This window comes from Streptomyces sp. LZ34, assembly GCF_053890475.1.
The window spans coordinates 9027666-9040777 of sequence record NZ_CM132680.1; the positions used below are offsets into that span (position 1 = coordinate 9027666).

A 13112-nucleotide genomic window follows, 5' to 3' on the forward strand; every position below is an offset into this window, starting at 1 on the left:
TCAGTGGGCCGGGCCCGCGGCGGCGCCCTCGTCCGCGTTCGGCCAGGCGTCGCCCCAGTCGGCGTCGCGGGCCGTGCGGTAGCGGGGGCCCTGGCGCTTGGTGACGGTCTCGCGGCGCAGGCCCGCGTCCGGGGTGCACAGGTCGAGCAGCACCTGGCCCTTGCGGAGCTGCGGGCGGCGTACCACGCGGGCGTCCGCGGGCGCGGCGGGGAAGCGGGCCGCCGCGACGTACGCGAACTTCTCGTCCTCGTACGGCAGCGAACCACCCTTCACCTGCCGGTGCAGCGACGACCGGCTGACCCGGGCCGCGAAGTGGCACCAGTCCGTGCCCGGCTCGATCGGGCACTGCGCGCTGTGCGGGCACGGGGCCACCACGCGCAGCCCCGCCGCCAGCAGCTGATCCCGCGCCTCGCGGACGCGGAGGTAGCCGTCCGGGGTGCCGGGCTCGACCAGTACGACGGCCTGGGCGGCCCGGGCCGCCTCGTCGACGACGGCGCGGCGGTCGGCGGGGGTCAGCTCGCCGAGTACGTAGGAGACGGTGACCAGGTCGGTCGCGTCGGGGAGGGACAGGCCGTCGCCGATGGCCTGGCGCTGCCAGCGCACCTCCCGCAGCGCCTCGACGTCCGCGCCGCCGGCCAGCTCCCGGCCGAGGGCGAGCGCGGGCTCGGCCCAGTCCAGGACGGTGGTGGCGCGGGCCCCGTCCGGCCAGGTCGCGGCGGTCGCCCAGGTGGCCGCGCCGGTGCCGCCGCCGATGTCCACATGAGTGGCCGGGCTCCACTCCGGCGCCGCCGCGCGGAACGCGGCCAGCGCGGAGCGCACGGCTTCGAAGGTGGCGGGCATCCGGTACGCGGCGTAGGCCACGACGTCGGACCGGTCGCGCAGCACGGGCGCGTCGGTCGGGGTCCGCCCCCGGTAGTTCTCGATCAGCCGCCCCGTCGCCTGGGCAGCCTGCCGGGGCGGCAGCCCATCGAGCAGCGCGGCGAGCGCGGCGCGCAGCGTCTCGCCGGTTCGGGCGGCTTCGGGAGCGGATGCGTGCACCCACCGAAGTTTACCGCCCGAGCGACAGCCCGCGGCCGGCCGGTCGTGGCGGCGCGCTCCCGCTGCCCCGCTGCGCTCCCGCCGCCCGGGTGCGGCGGCAGCTCCCGCGGTGCGCGGTCGGCAGCGCCCCTGGCTCGCTCCGGCGGCACGGTCCCGTCGCCGCGGCAGCGCCGAACCGGGCCCCGGCTCCGCTGCGGCCACCTGGGCCTCGGCCGCCGCCTGCTGTCGGCCCGTCCCCGCCCGCCCGGCCCCGGCGGCGGCCCTTCCGGCGTCGGGCGCTGGGGGCGGCGACGCCCGGCGGGGGCCGGGCGTCCGGGGTCGGGCCTAGCGGCCCGGATCTCGTAGCTCCTGCGTGCAGCACTTCACGCTGCCGCCGCCCTTGAGCAGCTCGCTCAGGTCCATCGCGATCGGCTCGTAGCCCCGTTCGCGCAGGGGACCGAAGAGTCCGGCCGCTGCCTGGGGGAGTACGACATGGCGGCCGTCGCTGACCGCGTTGAGCCCGAGGGCCGAGGCGTCCGCCTCCGTGGCTATGATCGCGTCGGGGAAGAGACGGCCGAGTACGGTCCGGCTGCCGGGTGAGAAGGCGCCGGGGTAGTACATGATCTCCGTGTCCGTCGTGTCGTCGAGCACGCACAGCGCCGTGTCGAGGTGGTAGTAGCGCGGATCGACGAGATCCAGGCCGATCACGGGGCGACCGAAGAACTCCTGCGCTTCGGAGTGCGAGAGCGGGCTGCTGCGGAAGCCGCGGCCCGCCAGCAGCCAGGACGCGGTGACTGCGAAGTCGCCCTCGGCCTCGTTGACGTGCTCGGGCTCGCGCACCTCCGCGTAGCCGTGGGCGCGGAACCAGTCCAGGTGGGCCGCCGCCTCGCCGGTGCGCTCGGGATGGGCGAAGCGGGCGCCGAGGACGCGGCCGTCGACGACGGTCGCGCCGTTCGCCGCGTACACCATGTCGGGGAGGTCGGGCCGGGGCGCGAGCTCCTCGACGGTGTGGCCGAGGGAGCGGTAGCGGTCGCGCAGGTCCTCCCACTGGGCGAGCGCGAGCGGGAGGTCCACGGGCTTGGCCGGGTCCATCCAGGGGTTGATGGAGTAGGTGACCCTGAAGTGGGTCGGCGGACACATCAGATAGCGGCGCGCGGTGGCGCGGCGCTCAGGGGTACGCAAGGACAAGGATGGCTCCTCACGGGAGTGCAGGCCCGTACGGATCGTCGTACGTGGTCCTGGCCTCATGGTGCGCCCCGGTGCCCGCCCGGGGTATGAGCCGAATGGATGGTTTAGGAGGTCGGTAGGTTGTCCGCCATGGCCGACAAAGCAGCGCCCGACTCCGCCCGCCGCAGCGAACGCTCCCGCCGGGCGATCCTCGACGCCGCTCTGGAGCTCGTCGGCGAGATGGGCTATCCCCGGCTCACCATCGAGGCCATCGCGGCCCGTGCCGGGGTCGGCAAACAGACGATCTACCGCTGGTGGCCTTCCAAGGCCGCGGTGCTGCTGGACGCCTTCATCGCTCAGGGGGAGACGCCCGAGGGCGGCGAGCCCGCGCTGCCCGACACGGGGGATCTGGAGGCGGATCTCAAGCTCGTGCTGCGGGGGGCGGTCGACCAGATGAACGCGCCCGCGTACGACCTGCCCGCCCGCGCGCTGACCGCCGAGGGGCTGGTGAACCCCGAGCTCGGCGCCCATTTCGTCGCCCGGGTCCTGGAGCCGGGGCTGCGGCTGCTCGCCGAGCGGCTGCGGGCCGCCCAGGACGCCGGGCAGGTCGCGCGGGACGTCGACCCGAACGTCGCCGTCGAGCTGGTGTGCGGCCCGCTGACCCACCGCTGGCTGCTGCGCACCCATCCGCTCACGCACGAGTACGCGGACGCGGTGGTCGAGACGGCGCTGTGGGGGATCCTCAAGAGGTGATCAGCAACACGTGACCACGTGACCACGTGATCCGCGAGATCAGCGCGCGGTCGACGTCAGCGGCGTCGGCGCGTCCGTGATGATGCCGCCGCAGCCCAGCCGCAGCATCCGGTCCCGCGCCTCGGGAGTGTTCACCGTGTGGGCCCACACCCGGCGTATGCCGGAGGCCACCGCCCGCCGCAGGTCCTGCTTCCGCGCCTGGTAGTCCACGTCCAGCAGATCCACGAACCCCCGCCATGCGCGGGGCCGGTCCTTGCGCAACTGCCGGGCCGAGCGCCACAGCTGCGTCAGCAGCCCCATCCGGTGGGCCTGCCGGGCCACGCGGAGGCGGTTGGTGTTGACGAAGACGGAGCGGGTCAGGCCGCGCTCGTGGATCATCGCGGACAGGCGGGGCAGGCTGTCGGGGTCCTTCGCCTCCACCATCAGCACCCTGCGTCCGCCGAAGAGGTCCAGCGCCTCGCCGACGGTCGGCGGCGCCTCGGGCAGCCACAGGCCGGGCAGCCAGGGGCCCGGCCGCAGCCGTATGGTCCGCCACTGGGCGGCGGTGAGCGACCTCACAGGGCCGGTCGAGTACGTCGTACGGTCCAGCGTCGCGTCGTGCATCACCACGAGCGTGCCGTCCCGCAGCATCCTGGTGTCGAAGTCCAGGACCTGGGCGGCGGCGCGCTCGTAGGCGGCGGTCAGGCCGGACACGCTGTTCTCGGGGACTTCCAGGGCCCCGCCGCGATGCGCCACGTAGGCAATCGGCGGGAGCGAATCGGCGGTCGGGGGCCCGCCGCGCCGCCCGGACGGGAGGGTCGGCACGGTGGGCGGCGCGGCGGCCGGGGCGGTGGCCGGCACAGCGGCCGGCACGGACAGGGTGAGGACCGCTATACCAGTCAGTAGAGACCTCGTGACCATAAGGGCACGCTAGGGGCGCCAGTTCGGTTATGCCCGATATCCGCACCCAGAGGGGGGTCCCGGGCACCCCGGATGCGGACACCGGCCACCTCGGGAGCAGGATGGTGGCAGCATTGGCTGGGTATCCGGCGGTACCGGCGGGGAAGCGAGGCGGTAGATGGAACGCAAGGGCAGGTTCTCCCAGTGGCTGCGCCGACCGCGGAGCGGAGCGGGCGGCGACACGGGCACGGGGGCGGGCGCGGCCGGCGCCCGCGAGGATCTGCTCATGGCCGCTGCCGCCGCCGGGTTCCCGCTCGCGCCGGCCGCCCATCCCTCCGGCTACGGCTGTTCCTGCGACCGCATCGGCTGTCCGACCCCGGCCCGGCACCCCGTTTCCTTCGCCTGGCAGACGCAGGCGACCACCGACCCGGAGAAGGTCGCGCGGTGGCTGCAGAGCGACCCCGAGGCGAACTTCATCACCGCCACCGGCATCGCCCATGACGTGCTGGATGTGCCCGTGGCCGCCGGCCGGCTGGCCATGGAGCGGCTCGGCGAGGCCGGTGTCGAGGTCGGGCCCGTGGCCACCACCAGCGCCGAGCACCAGCAGGGGCAGGTCCGCATGCTGTTCTTCACGGCCACCCGCGGCACCCCGGAGGACGAGGACGAGTGGTGGCCGTGCGAGCTGGACTGCCACCCCGAGACGATGGACGAGCACCCCGGGCTGCGCTGGCACTGCCGGGGCAGCTATGTGCTCCTGCCGCCCGCGCGGCTGCCGGGGGACGGCCGGGTGGCCTGGCTGCTGGGGCCGGAGCGGCCGCTGCCGGACCCGCTGTCGCTGCTGGAGTCGCTGACCGACGCGTGTGCCCGGCTCGCGGACGAGGGGCACGAGCACGAGTCGCACGCCTGGCCGATAGGACGCTGACAGGGCGGGACGGTGCGGCGCGAGACGCCGACCGGCACCACGCCTGCGACTGGAGCGACGCTGACGACCGGGGGAGCGGGCCCTACTCGCCCTTCGCAGCCGTCACGCCCTCCAGCCGGTTGAGGAACACCACCTTCGGGTCCGCCGCGTCCTTCGCCGGGACCCGTACCGCCGACTCCGACACCCGGGTCAAGGTCACCGACTTCTTCGCCTCGCCGGTCATCAGCGCCTTGATCTGCGGGGTGGGGTTGGGCCGGTAGCCCTTCGCCATGGTCTGCTTCTGCCGGTGGTGGGAGGTGAAGAAGACCAGGGCCCCGCCGTCGTTCAGGCGCAGCCCCACCGGGGCGTAGCGGGCGCCGTTCGCGGCCGTGTCGATGTACTCGGTCCAGAACTTCGGGGTGCGCAGGAACTTCTTCCGCCCGGTCCGCAGCCCCGACGTCGACTGGCCGTCCGCGAAGACCTCGCCCTTGCCGGTCATCAGATAGTCGGTGTACTCGGCGCTGAGCTCGTCCGGCGCGGCCGCCAGCCTGGGCGTGGCCCCCTCGGTCGGCACGGGCTTTGCCCAGCCGTCCTTGTCGAGCTGGAAGTCCGGCACCTCGTCCTGGCTGAGGATGGACAGATACGCGGCCTTCCACGGCTCGTCCGCCCCGCCTCGGGTGAAGACCAGCAGCCAGCGGTTGTCGTCGCGGTTGCTCTCGGTGTTCGCCAGGAAGAACTTCGGCCAGCCGACCTGCTTGGGTATGACGTAGCGCGCGTCGTTGAGTTCCAGCGGCGGGTAATCGGGGTTCCCGCCGGGCTTGCCGGCGTGCTGCGCCTTCAGGTCGGCCGCGCTGATGTCCAGCAGCGGGCCGGTCTGGACCTGGTTCGCCAGCGCCGGATCCAGCTCGCGGTAGGACTTGTTGTAGACGTCCGTGAACCGCTTGAGCGCCTTCGGCGCCTCATCCTTCGCGACGGACGGGATGTTCTCCCGCTCGCCGTGCACCGTCATGCAGCCTGTCAGCGTCATCGCCAGCGTCACTGCCACCGCCGCCGCTGCCGCGGCTTTCGGAACTGCGCACTGCCGACGCTGTGACCTGCGTGCCCTGCGTGTCATGGGGCGTGGGCTCCTTCGGGACTGCCTTGGACGGCGCAACCCTACCGGGGACCAGGAAGAAGGCGAGCGTGGGGACCAGATACAGCAGCCACACCGAGACCTGGAGAACGGTCGGGTCCGGCTGGAAGTTGAAGACGCCCTTGAGCACGGTGCCGTACCAGGAGTCCGGCGGGATGGTTCCGCTGATGTCGAAGGCCAGGTCGTGCAGGCCGGGGACGAACTCCGCCTCCTGCAGGTCATGGAAGCCGTACGCGAGCACGCCCGCCGCCACGATGACCAGCATGCCGCCGGTCCAGGTGAAGAACTTCGCCAGGTTGATCTTCAGCGCGCCGCGGTAGAACAGCCAGCCCAGCAGTACCGCGGTGAGCAGCCCCAGGACCGCCCCGATCAGCGGCCGCGACGTCCCGTCGTTGCTGGCCTGCACCGCCGTCCAGACGAACAGCGCGGTCTCCAGGCCCTCGCGGCCCACCGCCAGGAACGCGGTCACCACCAGCGCCCCGGTGCCCATCGCGAGCGCCGCGTCCAGCTTGCCGTGCAGCTCGCGCTTCAGGTGCCGGGCGGTGCGCCGCATCCAGAACACCATCCAGGTCACCAGGCCGACCGCGACGATCGACAGCGAGCCGCCCAGCGCCTCCTGCGCCTTGAACGTCAGCTCCCGCGTGCCGAACTGCAGCGCCGCGCCGAAGGACAGGCTCACCGCGACCGCGACGCCGATGCCCAGCCAGACCGGGCGCAGCGCCTCCCGGCGCTCGGTCTTGACCAGATAGGCGACGAGGATGCAGACGACCAGGCTGGCTTCCAGCCCTTCGCGCAGTCCGACCAGGTAGTTGCCGAACACGAGGTTCGCCTTTCTCTTCTCTCTTCGGTCAGGTGAACAGCGCCCGGCCCCACCAGTCGCCCGCGTCGCGGACGCCCGGCGGGACGGCGAACAGCGCCGAACCCACGTGCTGGATGTACTCGTTGAGCGCGTCGTCGCGCCCCAGTTTCTGCTGCACGGGCACAAACCCCTGCCGCACGTCCCGCTGGTAGGCGAGGAAGAACAGCCCCGCGTCCAGCCGCCCCAGGCCGTCCGTGCCGTCGGTGAAGGAGTAGCCGCGACGCAGGATCCGCGCCCCGCCGTTGGAGTCCGGGTGGGCGAGGCGGACATGCGCGGTGGGCAGCATCGCCTTCAGGTTCGGCTCGTCGCGCTCGCGCGGCCTGCCGATGGGCGCGCCCTCGCCCTTGGTGCGCCCGAAGACGTCCTCCTGCTCCTGGAGGGAGGTGCGGTCCCAGGTCTCGATGTGCATCCGGATGCGGCGGGCGACCAGGTACGAGCCGCCGGCCAGCCACTCGGGGCCGGTCTTTCCCCCCACCCACACATGCTTGTCCAGGGCCGCGGAGTCGGTGCCCGCGATGTTCCGGGTGCCGTCCTTGAACCCCATCATGTTGCGCGGGGTCTGCGCGTCCGGCGTCGTCGAGGACGTCTTGCCGAAGCCCAGCTGCGACCAGCGGATGGCGACCTTGCCCATGCCGATACGGGCCAGGTTGCGGATCGCGTGCACCGCCACCTGCGGGTCGTCCGCGCACGCCTGAACGCACAGGTCGCCGTCGCTGCGCGCCGCGTCCAGGTTGTCGCCGGGGAACGCGGGCAGCTCGATCAGGGCCTCCGGGCGGCGCCCGGCGAGGCCGAAGCGGTCCTTGCCCTTCTTGTCCTTGAAGAGGGTCGGCCCGAAGCCCACGGTGAGGGTGAGCCGGGACGGCTTGAGCCCCAGCGCCTCGCCGGTGTCGTCCGGCGGGGCCTCGGCGAGCCCGCCGACGGCGCCGCCGCCGACCGCGTGGCCCTGTGTCATCCGGGCGGCCGCCTTCGTCCACTCCTTCAGGAGCGCGATCAGCTCGTCGCGGTCGTCGGTGGTGACGTCGAAGGCCGCGAAGTGCAGCCGGTCCTGCACGGCGGTGGCGATCCCGGCCTGGTGCGCGCCGTAGAAGGGCACCGCGGCCCCGCTGTCGGCCACCGGCTGGGCGGTCGCGTCGGAGCCGCCGAGGGCCGCCGCGGCGCTCCCGCCCGCGGCGGCGCCGAGCGCGAGCCCGGCGCCGCCCCAGCCGAGCAGCGCGCGGCGCGAGGGGGCGGTGCGGCGCGCGGAGGCGGGCTCGTCGACGGGCTCGTCGGCCGGGGGCGTTTGTGCTGACTGGTCGGTCATGGTCGGCGCGCCCCTACTTCGCCACGGCCGCGGCGAGCTTGGACAGCGGCTCGGCCAGGGCGTTGACCGCGTCGGACAGCTCCTTGCGCTTGGCCTCGCCGACGGTGTCGTACGACACGAACCCGTCACCCTCGCGGTACTTGTCGAGCAGCTTCTTCACCGCCGCGAACTGCTTGTCCAGATCCTTGGTCAGGGCCGGGTTGTTCTGCGAGGCCACCGGCTTGAGCAGCTGGTACGACTTCTCGGCGCCGTCGACATTGCCCTCGAAGTCGACCAGGTCGGTGTGGCTGTAGCGCTCCTCCTCGCCGGTGACCTTGCCGGTCTGCACCTCGTCGAGGAGTTCCTTGGCGCCGTTGGCCATGCCGGTGGGGGTGATGTCCGCCGTGCCGACCCGCTTCTGCCAGTCCTTCAGATCCTTGATCAGCTGGTCCGCGAGGGTCTTGTCCTCGGCGGTGATCTTCTTGTCCTGCCACAGGGACTTCTCGAGCCGGTGCCAGCCGGTCCACTTCTGGCCCTTCTCCAGGCCGTCCTCGCGGATGTCCACCTTCGGGTCGATGTCGCCGAAGGACTCGGCGACCGGCTCGGTGCGCTCCCAGCCGACGCGCGAGGGCGCGTACGCCTTCTTGGCGGCCTCCAGGTCGCCCTTCTTGACCGCGTCCGCGAACGCCTGGGCCTTCGGCAGCGTCTCGTCGGCCTGCGCCTGGGCATAGGCGCGGTAGTCGGCCACCGCCTTGTCCAGCTTCGGGTTCCGCTTGGCGACCTTGCCGCCGGTCACGGTCACCTTCTGCCGGATGCCGTGGCCCTTCATGCCGGGCTTGCAGGCGATCTCGTAGGTGCCCGCCTTGATCTCGGCGGTGATGCTGGCCTTGAGGCCGGAGCCGATGTTCTCCCGCTCGGTGACGATCCGGTCGCCGGGCGCGTAGACGTACACCTCGGTGACCTTGGAGCCCTTGTTCTCCACCGCGAGCCTGACGTGCCCGGCCGGGAATTTGGTCTTGGAGACCTCGCACTTGTCGTTGGACGCCGTGATCCGGATCGCGTCGGAGCCCTTGGCGTCGGACTTCTCGGCGCAGCCGGACACGGCGGCCAGCGAGGCCACCGCCGCGATGGCGGTGACGGCGGAAGAGCGGGCGGCTCTCATAAACGGACTCCAGTCGAGATCGGGCAGCATGCCGACATGGCGGCATGTCGAGACAGGGGCCGGATAGGCCGCCCTAACTTAACTGAGGCTTACCTACCCAGCTCCAGCTCAGCCCCAAGAATCCGTAAGCCGAGAGTAAAAAATTGGTAATACGACCCTATGGGAGGGTCAGAACCTCCGCGCCCGTCTCGGTCACCACGAGCGTGTGTTCGAACTGGGCCGTCCGCTTCCGATCCTTGGTGACGACCGTCCAGCCGTCGTCCCACATGTCGTACTCGTAGCTGCCCAGCGTCAGCATCGGCTCGATCGTGAAGGTCATCCCCGGCTTGATCTCGGTGGTGTGATGCGGGCTGTCGTAGTGCGGGACGATCAGGCCGGAGTGGAAGGACGAGTTGATGCCGTGGCCGGTGAAGTCGCGGACCACGCCGTAGCCGAAGCGCTTGGCGTACGACTCGATGACGCGGCCGATGATGTTGATGCGGCGGCCCGGCTTGACCGCCTTGATCGCGCGGTTGAGGGACTCCCGGGTGCGCTCCACCAGCAGCCGCGACTCCTCGTCCACCTCGCCGCACAGATAGGTGGCGTTGGTGTCGCCGTGCACGCCGCCGATGAACGCGGTCACATCCAGGTTCACGATGTCGCCGTCGCGCAGCACCGTCGAGTCCGGGATGCCGTGGCAGATGACCTCGTTGACGGAGGAGCACAGCGACTTGGGGAAGCCGCGGTAGCCCAGCGTCGAGGGGTACGCGCCGTGGTCGCACAGGTACTCGTGCGCCACCCGGTCCAGCTCGTCCGTGGTGACCCCCGGCGCGATCCGGCTCGCGGCCTCCCCCATCGCCCGCGCGGCGATCCCGCCCGCGATCCGCATCCGCTCGATCGTTTCGGCGTCCTGGACCTCGGACCCCGTATACGGCGTCGGGCCCTCTTTGCCGACGTACTCGGGGCGGGGGATAGAGGCGGGGACGGGGCGGGCGGGAGAGAGCTTTCCCGGGACAAGAAGCGACTGGCCAGACATGTCAGCGAGTGTATCGGCGGCGCATCGGGCAGCATGGCGGGAAACTGGAGAGACGAGGGAGGGAGGCCGCGATGGCGCTGTTCAAGAAGCGGGCCGCGGGGAAGCCGGGCGAGTGGTACTACTGCATCAAGCACCAGAAGGTCGAGGAGGGCCCGGAATGCCGGGCGGCCGACCGGCTGGGGCCGTACCCGAGCCGCACCGAGGCCGAACACGCGGTGGAGCTGACCGCGGAGCGGAACGTCGAGTGGGAGAGCGACCCGCGCTGGCGCGATGAGCCCGCGCGCGGCGGGGGCGCGCCGGACGAAGGTGCGCGGGACGGCGGCTGACCGCGGTCGGCCGAGTGCCGGGGCTGCGTCCCGCCCGTCGGACGGGTGCCCCGGACCGGGTTGCGGGTTGCCCCCCGGGCCGCGCTGGTTCCGCGGCCCCGGACCGCGGCGCGGCTCTGCTCCCGGACCCCGCTGAAGCCGCGGCCCTGGGGGCGTTCCTGGGACGGCGGGTCGGCTTGCTCGAGGCCGGATGCCCGGACGGGGGAGCCGCGCGGCGGCTCACGCCGCCGCGTCCACCGCCGCGTCCGCCGCCCCTCGCGACTCGCGGACGCGCCGCGCGTGCGGATCCGTCCTCGCGTCGTACGCCATGAGCTTCGGCAGGGCCAGGGCCAGCAGCCCGATCGACGCGACGCACGCCAGCCCGCCCGTCCACACCGAGGCCCGCACCCCCACCAGCCCGGCCATGCCCCCGGCCCGGACCTGGCCCAGCTGCGGCCCCGTCGCGTACGACAGCAGCTCGATGCCCGCCAGCCGCCCCCGCAGCTCGTCGGGGATCGTCTGGTTCCACATCGTCGCGCGGAACAGCCCGCTGACCATGTCCGCCCCGCCCGCCACCGCCAGACACAGCAGCACCAGCCAGACGTTCGGCAGCCATCCCGCCGCGGCCATCGCCGCCCCCCACAGCGCCGCGCTCAGCACGACCATCCGGCCGTGCCGGTGCACCCGGGAGGCCCAGCCGCTGGTCACGCTCACCACGATGGAGCCGACCGACCCGGCCGCGTACATCAGGCCGAGCGACCAGGGCGCGTCCAGTTCGTCGGCGAGGAAGGGGAAGATCGCGTTCGGGAAGGCGAACAGCATGGCCGCCATGTCCACCGCGTACGTGCCCAGAAGATCCTTGCGCCGCCAGGCGTAGCTCGCCCCCTCGCCGATCGCCCGCAGCGACGGCTTCTCCGCGTCGTGGGCGGGCGGCGCCGGGGTGAAGCCGAGCGCGAGGAGGATCGAGACGGCGAACGTCAGCAGGTCCAGCCCGTACGCGAAGGGCAGCCCGGCGTACGCGACGACGACGCCCGCGAGCGAGGGTCCCGCCACGGCGGACAGCTGCCAGCGGATCGAGTTCAGCGCGGCGGCCGCGGTGAGCTGGTCGTGCGGCACGATACGGGCCGTGACCGCGTCGATGGCCGGGCGCTGCAGCCCGGTGAGCGCGCTGGTCAGGGCGGCCACGACATACAGCGGCCACAGCATGGGTTCGGGCAGCAGGCTGTTGGCCAGCAGCAGCGCCGACAGCAGCCCCAGGCCCGCCTCGGTGAGCAGGATCAGTTTCCGGCGGTCGACGGCGTCGGCGAGCGCCCCGCCGTACAGACCGAAGACGACGAGCGGAACCAGCTCGACCGCGCCGATCGCGCCGACGGCGAGGGTCGACCCCGTCAACTCCTTGATCTGCAGCGGCAGCGCCACCATGGTCAGAAAGCTGCCGAAGGCGGTCACCAGACCCGCGGTCCACAGCAGGCGGAAGTCGCGGGAGGAGCGCCAGGGCGCGAGATCGGGCAGCAGGGCGCGCCGACGCGCCCCCGGAGGCGGGGGATGGTCGTCCGTCACAAGGGGCCATGGTCCGGGGCCGCCCGCGTGGCCCACAAACGAATTAATTGCGCCATCGCTCCGGCGCCGGCCCTACCAGGGCGCCGGTGGCGGGGCCGTCAGCTGGTCGGCCAGCCGGGCGAGGCGGTCGCGGAAGCGGTGGCGGCCGCGCGGCGCGGGGAGGCCGTTCTCCCCGGCGGCCGCGCTGACCAGGTGCTGGAGGGTGTCCAGATCGAGGCCCGCGCCGGCCGGGGCGGCCAGCGCGTCATGGGCCAGGGCGTGCAGCTCGGCGTGGCCGCCGTCGAGGGCGAGCACGGTGGCCCCGCTCCGGCGCGCGTCGTGCACCCGCTCCAACAGCCCGGCCCCCGGGTCGTCCGGCGCGACCACGAGCAGCGTCTCACCGCGCCTGGCGCACTCCAACCGGCCGAGGCCGACGGACAGATGGGCGGGGACCGCGCCGTCCGGGACCCGGTGGCGTACGAGGGTGGGGGACAGCTCGGGCAGGCCGGACCAGGCGGCCTCGTCGTCGAGGTGCGCGGCCAGGTGCCACGGCTCGTACCGCTCGCTGCCCACCAGCAGCAGCCCGCCCCCGCGCGGCCCGACCGAGGCCCGCAGGGAGCCCGCGAACCGGCGGGTGGCGGGCAGCCACTCGGTCCCGGTGAGCACGTCGCGCAGCAGCGCGACCCGTACGGCGTCCATGGCACCGGGATCCTGCCGTGGCGCGCGGGGCGGCGGGGGCGTATCGGGTCGGCCTCACCCCTTCGGGCGGCTTCGAACGCCTCAGCTCTTCGAACGCCTCAGCTCTTCGAGCGTTGCCCGCCCAGGCTCAGGTACGAGCCGTAGAGCAGCTGGGCGCCGCCCCAGCACATCATCACGACCCCGATCTTGGTGAGGGTCACGACGGGGAGTTCGACGTCCCCGGTGAACAGCCACAGCGCCAGCCCGAGGACGAGGGTGACGCTCCCTTCGAGGAGCTGCTTGAGGGCCTTGGTCATCGTGGTGCGCTGTCCTTCGTCACGGGGGCGGGCGAACAACTTCACGCTATGAGCCGCCGCCTGACGGATCCTCGGCCCGACGGACGAGATCAACAGCGGCCTCCTGCAT

General features: G+C 72.8%; 14 protein-coding genes. 3 read left to right on the plus strand and 11 right to left on the minus strand.

Annotated features, from left to right (window positions below; all coding sequences use genetic code 11):
* Together ACWY4P_RS38375 and ddaH are read right to left on the minus strand one after the other, a co-directional pair.
* On the minus strand, positions 1-1038 hold the full coding sequence (locus ACWY4P_RS38375; RefSeq protein WP_456205171.1) for a small ribosomal subunit Rsm22 family protein: 1038 nt from the start codon (positions 1036-1038) through the stop codon (positions 1-3).
* A 324-nt stretch (positions 1039-1362) separates the two neighbouring features.
* Positions 1363-2157: a dimethylargininase gene (gene ddaH / locus ACWY4P_RS38380; RefSeq protein ID WP_456213198.1), complete on the minus strand. Its 795-nt coding sequence runs from the start codon at positions 2155-2157 to the stop codon at positions 1363-1365.
* A gap of 177 nt (positions 2158-2334) precedes the next feature.
* On the opposite strand from ddaH, the gene ACWY4P_RS38385 reads away from it, so the two are divergent.
* Positions 2335-2937: a TetR/AcrR family transcriptional regulator gene (locus ACWY4P_RS38385; RefSeq protein ID WP_456205172.1), complete on the plus strand. Its 603-nt coding sequence runs from the start codon at positions 2335-2337 to the stop codon at positions 2935-2937.
* Between the two features lie 39 nt (positions 2938-2976).
* On the opposite strand, the gene ACWY4P_RS38390 is transcribed toward ACWY4P_RS38385, so the two are convergent.
* Positions 2977-3789, minus strand: a complete 813-nt coding sequence (locus ACWY4P_RS38390; protein ID WP_456205173.1) for a glycerophosphodiester phosphodiesterase — start codon at positions 3787-3789, stop codon at positions 2977-2979.
* Positions 3790-3994: 205 nt separating this feature from the next.
* Here ACWY4P_RS38390 and ACWY4P_RS38395 point away from each other — a divergent pair, with 205 nt between their 5' ends.
* Positions 3995-4738, plus strand: coding sequence for a bifunctional DNA primase/polymerase (locus tag ACWY4P_RS38395; RefSeq protein ID WP_456205174.1), 744 nt, complete (start codon positions 3995-3997; stop codon positions 4736-4738).
* Positions 4739-4820: 82 nt separating this feature from the next.
* On the opposite strand, the gene ACWY4P_RS38400 is transcribed toward ACWY4P_RS38395, so the two are convergent.
* From ACWY4P_RS38400 to map, 5 genes are all read right to left on the minus strand, one after another.
* Positions 4821-5726, minus strand: a complete 906-nt coding sequence (locus ACWY4P_RS38400) for a hypothetical protein (protein WP_456205176.1) — start codon at positions 5724-5726, stop codon at positions 4821-4823.
* A complete protein-coding gene (gene efeU, locus ACWY4P_RS38405) occupies positions 5677-6669 on the minus strand; it encodes an iron uptake transporter permease EfeU (RefSeq protein WP_456205177.1) in 993 nt (330 codons plus the stop codon). Before efeU ends, ACWY4P_RS38400 begins: the two co-directional genes overlap by 50 nt.
* A gap of 28 nt (positions 6670-6697) precedes the next feature.
* Positions 6698-8008, minus strand: a complete 1311-nt coding sequence (gene efeB / locus ACWY4P_RS38410; RefSeq protein WP_456205178.1) for an iron uptake transporter deferrochelatase/peroxidase subunit — start codon at positions 8006-8008, stop codon at positions 6698-6700.
* A 13-nt stretch (positions 8009-8021) separates the two neighbouring features.
* Positions 8022-9149: an iron uptake system protein EfeO gene (efeO, locus tag ACWY4P_RS38415; RefSeq protein WP_456205179.1), complete on the minus strand. Its 1128-nt coding sequence runs from the start codon at positions 9147-9149 to the stop codon at positions 8022-8024.
* Positions 9150-9306: 157 nt separating this feature from the next.
* Positions 9307-10164 (minus strand): type I methionyl aminopeptidase, encoded by an 858-nt coding sequence (map, locus tag ACWY4P_RS38420; RefSeq protein WP_456205180.1) that lies wholly within the window; start codon positions 10162-10164, stop codon positions 9307-9309.
* Between the two features lie 71 nt (positions 10165-10235).
* Here map and ACWY4P_RS38425 point away from each other — a divergent pair, with 71 nt between their 5' ends.
* Positions 10236-10490: a hypothetical protein gene (locus ACWY4P_RS38425; RefSeq protein WP_456205181.1), complete on the plus strand. Its 255-nt coding sequence runs from the start codon at positions 10236-10238 to the stop codon at positions 10488-10490.
* Between the two features lie 219 nt (positions 10491-10709).
* Here the strand turns inward: ACWY4P_RS38425 and ACWY4P_RS38430 are convergent, their stop codons facing one another.
* The 3 genes from ACWY4P_RS38430 to ACWY4P_RS38440 all read right to left on the minus strand — a co-directional run bounded on the left by ACWY4P_RS38430 (position 10710) and on the right by ACWY4P_RS38440 (position 13003).
* Positions 10710-12029: an MFS transporter gene (locus tag ACWY4P_RS38430; RefSeq protein ID WP_456205183.1), complete on the minus strand. Its 1320-nt coding sequence runs from the start codon at positions 12027-12029 to the stop codon at positions 10710-10712.
* Between the two features lie 72 nt (positions 12030-12101).
* Positions 12102-12707, minus strand: coding sequence for a hypothetical protein (locus ACWY4P_RS38435; protein WP_456205184.1), 606 nt, complete (start codon positions 12705-12707; stop codon positions 12102-12104).
* Positions 12708-12805: 98 nt separating this feature from the next.
* Positions 12806-13003 (minus strand): DUF5708 family protein, encoded by a 198-nt coding sequence (locus tag ACWY4P_RS38440; protein WP_456205185.1) that lies wholly within the window; start codon positions 13001-13003, stop codon positions 12806-12808.
* Between the last annotated feature and the right edge of the window lie 109 nt (positions 13004-13112).